At 67.6% G+C, this 1,668-nt stretch carries 2 protein-coding genes; both read right to left on the bottom strand.

Translation table 11 applies throughout. From position 1 onward, the window contains the following. Positions 1-659, bottom strand: a 659-nt coding sequence (locus ACWCQK_RS42455) for a P-type ATPase (protein WP_451164610.1), incomplete at its 3' end; no start/stop codon positions are given. Then, on the bottom strand, positions 656-1,668 hold a 1,013-nt coding region (gene kdpA / locus ACWCQK_RS42450; protein WP_451164608.1), incomplete at its 5' end, for a potassium-transporting ATPase subunit KdpA. The genes ACWCQK_RS42455 and kdpA, both read right to left, overlap by 4 nt.

Genomic DNA, 1,668 nt, shown 5'->3' with positions numbered 1-1,668 from the left:
AAGGTCTCGCCCGGCTTCGTCGTGATCTTGATGACGACGCGGTCGGAGAGGACCTTCGTGCCGCCGGTGACCGCGCTGCGGTCGCCGCCGGACTCGCGGATGACGGGGGCGGACTCGCCGGTGATGGCCGACTCGTCGACCGAGGCGACGCCCTCGACGACGTCACCGTCGCCGGGGATGATGTCGCCCGCCTCACAGACGACGAGGTCGCCGATACGCAGGTCGGTGCCGGGGACGAGCTCCTCCGCGGAGCCGTTGATCCGGCGGGCCACCGTGTCGGTCTTGGCCTTGCGCAGGGTGTCGGCCTGCGCCTTGCCCCGGCCCTCGGCGACGGCCTCGGCCAGGTTGGCGAAGATCACGGTCAGCCACAGCCAGGCGCTGATCGTCCAGCCGAACCAGTCGCCCGGGTCCTTGAAGGAGAACACCGTGGTCAGCAGGGAGCCGATCCACACCACGAACATGACGGGCGACTTGACCATCACACGCGGGTCGAGCTTGCGGAAGGCGTCCGGCAGCGACTTCAGGAGCTGCTTCGGGTCGAACAGACCCGCACCTATCTTGCCTTCGTCCTTGTGACCGGTCGGAACGTCGCTGTGCGGCGCCCGGGTCGGGGTGGCTGTGGACATCGAGTCCTCTTGGTTTTCTGTACGGGTCGTCATGACGCCAGCCCCTCGGCCAGCGGCCCCAGCGCGAGCGCGGGGAAGTACGTCAGACCGGTGATGATCAGGATCGCGCCCACGAGCAGGCTGGTGAACAGCGGCTTCTCGGTGCGCAGGGTGCCCGCGGTGACCGGCACCGGCTTCTGCTCGGCGAGCGAGCCGGCCAGGGCCAGCACGAACACCATCGGCAGGAAACGGCCCAGGAGCATCGCGAGTCCGAGCGTGCTGTTGAACCACTGCGTGTCCGCGTTCAGACCCGCGAAGGCCGAGCCGTTGTTGTTGGCGGCCGACGTGTAGGCGTACAGGATCTCGGAGAAGCCGTGCGCCCCGCTGTTGGTCATCGAGTTCGCCGGCGTCGGCAGGGCCATCGCGAACGCCGTGAAGATCAGCACCAGCGCCGGGGTGATCAGGATGTAGCAGGCCGCGAACTTGATCTCACGGGTACCGATCTTCTTGCCCAGGTACTCGGGCGTACGGCCGACCATCAGACCGGCGATGAACACCGCGATGATCGCCATGATCAGGATGCCGTAGAGACCGGAACCGGTGCCGCCGGGCGTGATCTCGCCGAGCATCATGCCCAGCATGGTGATGCCACCGCCCAGACCGGTGAACGACGAGTGGAAGGAGTCCACCGCGCCGGTCGAGGTGAGGGTGGTCGACACCGCGAAGAGCGACGAGCCGCCGATGCCGAGACGGGTCTCCTTGCCCTCCATCGCGCCGCCGGCCATCTGGAACGCCGCGCCGTGGTGGGCGAACTCGGTCCACATCATCAGACCGACGAAGCCGATCCAGATCGTGGCCATCGTGGCGAGGATCGCGTAGCCCTGCCGGACCGAGCCGACCAGGACACCGAAGGTGCGGGTCAGCGCGACCGGGATCACCAGCAGCAGGAAGATCTCGAAGAGGTTCGTGAACGGGGTGGGGTTCTCGAAGGGGTGGGCGGAGTTGGCGTTGAAGTAGCCGCCGCCGTTGGTGCCCAGCTCCTTGATGGCCTCCTGCGAGGCGA

This window comes from Streptomyces sp. NPDC002306 (assembly GCF_053593435.1).
This window is presented reverse-complemented; position numbering and strand designations above follow the sequence as displayed.